Consider the following 9,635-nt stretch of genomic DNA (forward strand, 5'->3'; position numbering starts at 1 on the left):
CTGCAGGAAGGCGATCAGATCAGCACTGGCAACAGAATGGGCCAACGGACGGGAGCAGTCCCGACAAAACCGGCACCAGCATGGCCGCGCCAGCTGCCTTGTGCCTGACTTTCAGTCGGCCCTGGGTAACAAATATCTGATGCTAAGCGCCTTTCAGCCTGACTGACATCTGACAGCCACCAGGCGCTTGCCGCACAACCGATCACTGGCCTCCCAAAAGGGAACCTGGGCCGCTGCAGCCTCAGGGCCATAGCGCCGGCACGGATGGGGTTTGAGCTCACCCTTCTCCTCCATTGCTTCCACACCGTCTGGCGTTGGTGAGGGGTGCCGGTTCAGCAGACGCAGCAGCGACTTGCGGTAGTAGCCGGTGAGGAGCTCCAGCTTATCCAGCAACCTACTTTTGCATGCAGCAATCAGCACCCGTAGCGTTGAAAAGCCGCCTCCAAAGAGGCCCGTCTACGATGCGGATAGGGACCGGGCGCACCGACCTCACGCCGCCCACTCACATCACAGACCCACTTGGCCGCCATCCTGCACCAGTCTTAAATGAAACATCCTTAAGCTGGCAACCAGATCAAGGATGCAATGGACTTTCGACCTGATTGACATCTGACAATTGGGGTTATCTCATACGACATACATGTATATATGCTGTTCACCACTTCATTTGATCTGGACAATGTTCTCAAGTGAAAACATCTAGGGATAAACCGCAAAATCGCAATCCAACTGGCAAGGACTGCTTTGATGAGAGATAGCTCGAAGCAAGCCTAATTCAGGAGAACTTTCTTTCTATTTTGCTGGCACATAGCAAGGAGATGCCATTATTGGAAGAATGTGTTAGGGAAAACATGTTTCAAAAAACGGTCTAGGGCAGTATGGACCAGAGGTCAACATTTAAAAACCGTACAATAGGCTTAGCAAAGTTCCAAAGCAAGCAAGTCCATCCACTTCTTATCTTACCAGTACCTGAAGCCCCTATGAAATTACTTGGCAGCTCATGAACAAGAGATATGTAAACATCAACTATCTCCTGGTCGTTACTATTAGTAGTTACCGGAGAAACAGATGAAACGCGACCACGCAACTCAGCATATACTTTTGAGTAGAGACGAGCCTCGACTTTAGCTCCAATCTGTACATCAGCACGATCATACTCAGGAACGGAAATAACAACCGCTTCTGACGGAACAGACTTGACGCTTAATAATTGTTCGCCATAAGCGATTTTTTTACCATGCAGAAGGGATGTATCACTGTCGATAACACAATCAAAAGGTGCCTTGACTATCATATCGAGCTGTCTCCTCTCTAACTCACGTAATTCTTTTCTCTCTAATGCCAGGTCAGACTGTGTAGACCTGAGTTTATCCAACGCAGTGTTGAGACTTTCCGAGAGTGAAAGAATTTGCTCGATCTGTTTATTACGCTTAGATTTAGTTAATTCGGCAGAGATACGATTTACTTGTGAATTAGAGTCCTTTAACGCAGTCATTTTTTGCTCTAGCTCTACCAACTTATCTTGGTATTGGACCTCGCTCAATGCTCCCTTGCTCGCAAGATCACGGTACGTTTTTACCTGATCTTCCAAAATTAAAGCTTGACGCTTCAAGGAATTTACTGCGTACTTCTGGGAATCAAGGTCAGAGACATTTTGAAGAACAGTATCATCGGCGTTCAAAGACTCTTCGTATTTACTTCCTTTTGTAAGAGATTGAATCTCTGTTTTAATGATTGATTCACTCCTCACAAGTGAATCTACTCGGTCCTTCCCTTGGTTGATTAACGACTCAAGAGACGGAGACTGCATTGATATGAGTATATCCCCTTTTTTGATAATTTCGGCTGATGGTCCTACATGCCAAATCTTTTCGACTATTGATGTTTCTTTTTCCGAGGACTTGATATCAAGACTCATCTTTTCGTTAATTTTTGCTGTACCGGTTACACTTGAAGCGTAGGGGAATATCATTAGTATTAACAGTGCGAACGCAACAAGTCGGTTCCTTTTAGTTCTAACAAACGTGTGCCAATTAAAGCTTTCAAGTACAGAGATATTATTTGAACTCGTTGCAGATGACGGCCTGCTGTCATCACTAAATCTATTTAATTTAAGCTGTTGAGAGTTGTTCGAGCCTTGCGAGGGCGTTTTAGCAGAATTTGACTTATATTTATATTCAATAAATTTTATGGCCAGGATTACCATCGTAATGTATAGTATTTGCGGGGTCCAGCTGCCAAGAACTAATGGAGTATCATGTATTGCTTCAGGCAGCAAGAAGAATAGCAAGTATAATACTTTGACAAGCAGTAAGAGCGCGATTAAAAGCAAAACTAATCTGTACCTTCTATTCGATTCTGTTTTAACGCCTGAAAAGACTTTCTGTACTGACAAACCAACTAACCTAGATGGGATTATGTTGTATAATTCCATTAATTTAAATGAGAGCGCTCCAGGTGAAGGGAAAGCGGCCCAGAACAGTGTTATCAATGCAACACTTATATTAATAAGAAGAATCTTGAGGGCAAAACCGGTTAACTGAGTTGCGAACGGATACCCTATGTACACTAGTAACACAGATAAAGACAAGAGATTTGCTCTCATTATCTGTGGAGAAGCGATATAACAAAGGTATTCCCATTTGGAGGCCCATTGTTTAGGATCGTATTGCTTGTCCTGAGATGCTTCAAAAACTGGATGGAACCCACCCATCATTTTCAAATATAATGCGCCAGACAAGGAATCTTTTCCAAGTCCAACACATATCTTATAAGCTATTGTTATAAACTGACTGACTAGAAATACCCCAAAGACTTCAACAATAGATGTATTTGTAAATATTTCCGAAATAAATTTGTTGCCCAATGCTTTTGACGGTGAATTATAAAATAAATTTAGTGAAAAAACACAAAGCAGGATACTTGGAAGAAGAAAATAAGAATTATATCTACCAAGCCATTTTATCAATCCTAAATCTACGAGCCACCTCATATCGCGAAGATTGCAGATCAGAAATGTATATCTATCTATGCGCTTAAACCTATCATTGCGCTGAGTCTTTTTACTGCTAATATCCTGGCGAGTATCGCCAACTAACATTGAAGTATTGCCAATATCAGAACTATGTTTGATCAAATCTACACTTACCTCTTCGATCAGGTCGCGAACGCGAAGCTTTTGCAAGCACTCATTAAATGTTGTTGTTTCAAGACCTAGATTCTGTCTTAGCTCCTCAGATGTTATTCCGTTTGTAAGCAAAACTACTTTAAGAGCCTTGCCTTCGTTGTGGCTTATCTCAATTGTCTTTCTCTTACCATCATGCGTGTAATAAACTATCCATGTATCTTGAGGGCCTTCAGCAACTCGAACCCCTTTTCTTGCGCGGATGCCATATTTTTTCATTATATTCTAACCCTCAACTCCAATCATAATCGAATACTCATATTTATCAAGAAAAGATCTAACACTCACTGAATCGTTCTCCAGCATTTCATCTTCTAAGCCATCTAACCCGATTGCTTTAATTTTACTGAGACGATTTTCAATCATGCTTCTTTCGATTTCTGAACTAGGACTTACTGACGCAGCTTGTTGCAGTGTGTCAGATTTAATCTCGGCACTTTTTAATTTCATTGTGCCCATGCTCTTTACTGCGCTTGCAGACTTAAATGCATTCTCGATGTCACCCTCTGCAAACTGAAGTTCGGACCAAACGTAATTAGACATTAAGGTATCATTTCTTTTGACCATGGCTAACATCTCTCTTGCCCGGTCTTTGTTGTCAACCTTGACATAACACAGAGCTAAATTTATAAAAAGCAAATCCTTGCTTTTCTCTTTAGAAATTTGGTCATGCACACTCCGAAGAGGAGTTAGGACTCCGAGGGCCTTATCGTATTCTTTGTTACTTAAATAGTACTTGCCAAGCTGTAACCGGTCTTCAACTGTTTCTTTTAGATCTTGTGTTTCTAGATACAGCAATGTCTCCTTCTCATATGATTCGTTCAGACCAGCTAGCTTGAGCGAAGTAGCATATGCTTTTCTCAGCAACTGCACATTTGGCCTAGAAGCCTGAGCATCTTGCAAAAACTCGACTGCTTCGCCTATCTCGTCTGCTTGGGCCAAGAGCTGGGAAATCTTTATTATCTGCTCAATTTGGATTTCTGGCGAATTCTTAGCTCGTCGCAGTAGTTCTTTGGCCTCCTCTTTCTTCTGCTTTCTCAGTTTATATTCAGCAACAACTAACAGGGCCGTTGTGTTATCAGGGCTTAATTCCAGAGCTTTTTCAAGATGCCTAATACTTGACTCTACATCTCCGCAAAGCTTTGCACACCTTGCTAGCATTAAATGGTAAAGTGGGACTTCAGCTGCGTCTGGGTGTTCTAGAAGCAGCTCTCGAGCGTCATGAGCCGAAGCTTCGCTTTGTTCTTCAAGAAGCTCTTTGGATTCCTTTAGGATTCTTTTAAGGCTTTCAGGGATCTGCTGCATGGCTTTAGGAGTTTCACACCATCATAACCTCCTACGCCATCCCGAACGGCAGAGCTTACAGTCAAGTCACCTCCGCACGAACTATGACCACATCCCAGGATGAGAAGCTAATTTTTCTAGCATTGTTGTCTACTTTACTGACTTCTTGTAGTGTCAGCAAAGCTATATCTCCACTGAGCACAGAGAGCTTACCTCAAGAGCAGGTACAAGCTCAAGCAGCCTCCAACCCTTCTCGTACTATTACACAAAAACCTCTTCGCATTGCATCTCTTGATCGCATCTCTAGATATATCTCCACCAATGCCCCACGTCTCGTGGATCCTTCTGGTCGCAATCCTCAAGCTACTCCTGGACTTGTTATAGGTGTTGTAACCGAGGAGGGTGATAAGTATTTTTCATTTGGCTCTAAGAAGCTCGGATCCAATGACCCTCCTGATCAAGGAACGCTTTTCCCGATCGGATCACTTACTAAAGTCTTTACCGGTTTAATGCTTACGCAGCTTATATATGAGAAACGGTTGCAACTTGATCAGTCTGCAAATAATATCCTTCCGGCTTCACTCGCTTACCTTGAACCAAATATAACCCTGCGTCACTTGGTTACCAACTCTTCTGGTTTGCCCAATTATCCCTCAAATCTTGCTGACTATCGTGATCTCGATCATGATGGCTTATCAGATTTTGACCAATTCAATCCAGGTAGAAATTATACTGTTGACATGCTTTCAACTTGGTTGAAATCGGATTTAATTCTTGAATTTCCACCAGGGTCAAACACAAAGTATTCAAACCTTGGCTTTGGAATCCTTGCACTGGCCCTGCAAAATCGCCTTAATTATAAATCCTACCATGCCATGGTTGCCTCGAAAATATTGAAGCCTCTACTTATGAAAAGCACCATAGCAACTGGTGGTTCCGATTTTGTTAGGTCAAATTTTGCAATTGGTTATTCTTGGCGAGGTGATTACCTGCAGGCTGCGCCTATCCCAAACATGGGGGCTTTGGCTGGGGCAGGCGAATTAATCAGTAATGCAGAAGATATGTTGATTCTCCTTCGTGGGCTAACCGGCATCTCTGCAAACTCACTGATGTATCCTTTTAGACAAATGTCGCGACCTTTGTCTCGCGTGGGCCAGCATACCATTGGTTATGGCTTTACATTTCATCAATCAGAGAATGGCGGACAGTTTGCTGTTAAAACAGCTAGCACTTCTGGCTACACATCAGTTTTAGTCTGGCGCACTAGTCCCAAAATTGGTATTGTCATCCTCTCCAATCGTGGCAACTTTAACCGCATTTATCAGGTGGCACGCAACCTTGTAGAGAATAGTGTAAAGTAACTCATCGGCGAAATTTCCTTCATTAGTCAAGATTCAATGAAAAAGGCTTGTCATGCCTCATCCGCTTAGGCTGCCTCCCGGGGGCGTGAATCCCTTGGGTCTGAATATAGCCTGAGGGCAGGGACAGATTGTTAATTTATCCAGTTTCTGCAGGGCTGACGCTAGCTCCACCAACGATTCACCAGATGTCATGCCTCACGGCTATCAGGCCAGGCCGGATTGAGCGAAATCCCTTGTAACGTAGTAGTTTGATCGCCAAGGTCAACACCAAGGTCAACACCTGAACGCGATTACGAAGGCTGTAGCGTTGGACGTCCTCACCGCGCTGTGTATCGCGTGGACAGTTCCACTGATTTTCGATTACTCAGCGCTGATGCACCGTCGCAGCAGTGCTTTCGTTCTGGTGCGCAGGATCGTGAGGAAATCGTGGACTTGGCGGAAGGACTTGCAGCCTTGCCGTCCACTGCTCACCAGTTCGACGATCCAGCTGGCTGGCACCCACCTAACGCTCTCGAATGGCGTTAGTTGCATTGCGGGCTGCCAGCGCACCTGATTGCCACAGCTGTCCTCAACATCGCTTTTCATCACTGGGAGGTGCCGGTGGCCGCGGAACTGGAAGACGATCTGCTGACTAAGCCGCCACTGGTTGCCTTTAACGGTCAGGAGCAAGACGGTGCTCTGCTAGGCGAGGAGTTGTAAAACGCGCTCGAGGTGTGCAGCGAATCCACCTGGATCAGCACATCCTCCAGTTCGAGAGTGCTTGGCAAGGCCTTCAAAACAATCCGCACGTGTGATTCACCGCTGTCAAACGCGATCTGGGCGATGGCCACACCCAGCTCACGGGCCTAGGAGTGTGTCGCACGTTGGGTTGAGGCCAGGAAGTGGTGAATCAGCCTCTGTGATTCAGGGACACCCGATCACAGCTGTGCCGACTGGGCTGATCAACAGCGCTTGTCCTGGCAGCCGTGCGAACGCTCTATCCGCGACAAACTCCTAGCTGAGCGGCAGAGCCTCGCTGGGTCTTGCCGTCACAGATGAGCTGGTCGACATCCTTGTCCTGACCGGCAATCTGGGCAAGCATCTAATCCCAGAGCAGGCCAAAGAGCTGCTCCAGTTGCACCCGTTCAAACAAATAGAAGAAGGTGGAATCGAAAGGGGCCTTGGGCAACTCCAATTACCTGGCGCTGCGGCAGCCGCTGATGACACCGGGGGAGCATCAACAGCAGTAGCTATTGGGGTAACACACACCTCGGCGCTTACGACCTTCGGGCAGGACCTGCAGAGAGGCGATCAGATCGCGTGTGCCAGAAGGCGGGGCCAAGTGACGAGAGCAGTCCCGAAAAAACCGCAGCCACAATGCCCTCGCCAGCCGCCTTGTTCCTGACTTTCAGTTGACCATATCTCTGCTTCGGGTTCCAGTAGCGGAAGGATTTGGGATTGAGCATGCCCCATTCTCTCGCTTAAAGCCGTTGCAGCCACGCAATCTGGGCAGATTTCAGGGCATCTGCGGGAAGCCCAGGCGCTGACCTATGCGGGCCACGCTGCTAGGCATGTGGGCAGGCTTGGCAGCATTAGAGTATCAGCAGCTATGACTGAAGTCTTGCGCTCAATCTTCGGAATATATCTACTTTTCGGCTTTGCCCTGTATCTTGCATACTATCCCGCTCCTTTGTGGCGGGCGGTTGCGAAAATTATTCCCTCTCTGTTTGATGCCACCTTAAAGCCTGTGGCTCGATGGAGTCTCTTCAGGCATTTGTTCTCTTTGGTGGCTTACGCTCCCATTGGCTTACTCTTGCTTCCGATTGACTTCCTGATTGCTTGCGTCACTCGACGCCTGTCTCCATCTAGATACCCAGTCTTTATTTGTGGCACTCCGCGTAGCGGCTCTACGCTATTGCATCGTCTTCTAATTAATTCATCTCACCAGTTCTATGGGCTTACTCATTTTGAGTGGCGATACCCCTCCTTGACTATTCAGGTGATTGCTCATCTCACCGGTGTGAAGCGTATTGCCTCCACAAGAAACTATTGGTCGGGATCTCCTGTTGAGCAACTGGTTTCCAAAATGCATCCGAATAGATTGGGCGACTATGAGGAGGATGCAATTTTGTTTGAGGAGCGATGCGGTCACCATCCATATCAATTCCTTCATCTTCCCAAGCGTCGCTTAAACTTTGCTTTTTCACAGGAGCCCACAGAAACTTCATCGAAAAAGCTCGAGCGTTTTTACTCTTTTATTATTTCATCACTTTCTCTTCTAAAGCCTCCTAATTCTCATTTCTTGTCAAAGGAAGTTGCCTCAAATGAAAGGCTTCCGTCCCTCTCAAAGAGATTCTCCTCTTCAAAGTTCATTGTTATTACTCGTCGCCCACAGGACTACCTTGCGTCATTAAAGCCCCTGCTTGATTTGTCGACTCTTTCGAAGACTTGCTCTCGTGCTCACCTTGAAGACCCAGAGTGGTGGCCAACCTGGTATGAGTGGCTTGTAGAACAGGCAAATATGGTGGCTCGCTTTTACGCTACATTCTCATTGTCCTCACCAAAGAGAATTTGTCACGTGCGGTTTGAAGACCTACTTTCAGACCCTCGTTCGGAAATTCTACGGATACTTGACTTCTGCGACCTCCCTCCTTCTCCTGAATTCGAGCTGATGATATCCCAACACATCTCTTCCCAGCAATCTCGCGAACGTGGGTACAATTATAATCAAGAGGATTGCGCCCCCTTGGATTACGATCTATTTTCCCGTGTATTCTATGATTAACGGCTGCAACTTTATGCCGTTATAAATTCTTCTCCTCCATTTTTGCGCTATCAGTCATAGCTTGACACGCCCGGCAGTATCTATGTATACTCCCCCGAAACAGGGTTGCAAAATCAATCATTTTAAGCTTGATTTCTTTAGGGTCTTGGCAAAAGGCAGTAGAGAAGTCTTTGTTCGCTAAAAATGCTAGATATTGCCCCTTGATGTTTGTGCTATCATAGGTCTGCTTGATGCAGAGCCGATTAAAAGTCCGGCAGATTTTCCATGTCGGAGCTCTTTTCGCATGAGTTGAGGTCTGCAGAATTGCTCACTACTTGTTCTTCAAAGCGCCTCTGGCGCAATCAATACCGACCTGATCAGCTATCTGAGGTCGATCCCAGGTGCGCGGATGGGGCGCGGGGTTCGTTTTCAGATCTTGTACCTTCTACGGCTGGCTATTCTGGGAATCCTGCGCGGATGCCAGAGCCTGCGGGTTCTTGAGCGTCACTCCTTCGGAGAAGGCTTCGCCTATGCCATTCGCCACCACGCCGTTCTCGCAGAAGCACTCGGCCTGGAGCTGCGTCGGCCGCCATCGGACTCCTCGTTTGGCTACTTCTTCCAACAGGTGGACGTGGCATCGCTAGCGGGGCGATTCGTAACTGAACGATCGCCCAAATCCCAGGGGGAGCATCGGATCTCGATCAGCTGGTGTGTGTAGCCCCTTGCTTCCGCGACGCGGTTGGCAAGACCCTTAGGGGCTCAATCGAGCCCACCGTCGACGGCGGTTCAGCGTTCATTGCCCAGGTGGGGCTTTACTCAGCCGCCTTGGGTGTCGCCATCAGCCAGGCTTGCTACACCACTGGCAAAAACCACAAGCAGGCGGTGTTGCGGCGGTTGCTCGGCGAGCTAGATCTGGAGGACGTTCTCATCCAGGCGTATTTGACGACAATTAGGTAGGCGGGTCGCGCCAACTACATAGGCGGGTCTCAGGACGCGACAACAGGGCTCCGATCACGGTCTGGAGCTCCAGCGATGCCCGCCCCTCTGTCGTTGCGTATCAAGG

At 46.9% G+C, this 9,635-nt stretch carries 6 protein-coding genes; 2 read left to right on the forward strand and 4 right to left on the reverse strand.

Annotation, left to right across the window (positions count from 1 at the left end; all coding sequences use genetic code 11):
* Positions 1-153: 153 nt before the first annotated feature.
* The 3 genes from KBY57_RS14075 to KBY57_RS14085 all read right to left on the reverse strand — a co-directional run bounded on the left by KBY57_RS14075 (position 154) and on the right by KBY57_RS14085 (position 4,489).
* On the reverse strand, positions 154-393 hold the full coding sequence (locus KBY57_RS14075) for a hypothetical protein (protein ID WP_254996529.1): 240 nt from the start codon (positions 391-393) through the stop codon (positions 154-156).
* Between the two features lie 475 nt (positions 394-868).
* Positions 869-3,403: an HlyD family secretion protein gene (locus KBY57_RS14080; protein ID WP_254996531.1), complete on the reverse strand. Its 2,535-nt coding sequence runs from the start codon at positions 3,401-3,403 to the stop codon at positions 869-871.
* Between the two features lie 6 nt (positions 3,404-3,409).
* Positions 3,410-4,489, reverse strand: coding sequence for a tetratricopeptide repeat protein (locus KBY57_RS14085; RefSeq protein WP_254996532.1), 1,080 nt, complete (start codon positions 4,487-4,489; stop codon positions 3,410-3,412).
* A gap of 83 nt (positions 4,490-4,572) precedes the next feature.
* Between KBY57_RS14085 and KBY57_RS14090 the strand changes: the two genes are divergently transcribed.
* Positions 4,573-5,829 carry a serine hydrolase domain-containing protein gene (locus KBY57_RS14090; protein WP_254996534.1) on the forward strand — a complete coding sequence of 419 codons (1,257 nt, stop codon included), beginning with the start codon at positions 4,573-4,575 and terminating at the stop codon, positions 5,827-5,829.
* Between the two features lie 360 nt (positions 5,830-6,189).
* Here the strand turns inward: KBY57_RS14090 and KBY57_RS14095 are convergent, their stop codons facing one another.
* Complete coding sequence (locus KBY57_RS14095) at positions 6,190-6,498, reverse strand: hypothetical protein (RefSeq protein ID WP_254996535.1); 309 nt, start codon at positions 6,496-6,498, stop codon at positions 6,190-6,192.
* A gap of 919 nt (positions 6,499-7,417) precedes the next feature.
* Here KBY57_RS14095 and KBY57_RS14100 point away from each other — a divergent pair.
* A complete protein-coding gene (locus KBY57_RS14100) occupies positions 7,418-8,593 on the forward strand; it encodes a sulfotransferase family protein (protein WP_254996536.1) in 1,176 nt (391 codons plus the stop codon).
* Positions 8,594-9,635 lie beyond the last annotated feature (1,042 nt).

It is taken from the genome of Cyanobium sp. Aljojuca 7D2 (assembly GCF_024346415.1).
Classification (GTDB): domain Bacteria; phylum Cyanobacteriota; class Cyanobacteriia; order PCC-6307; family Cyanobiaceae; genus Cyanobium_A.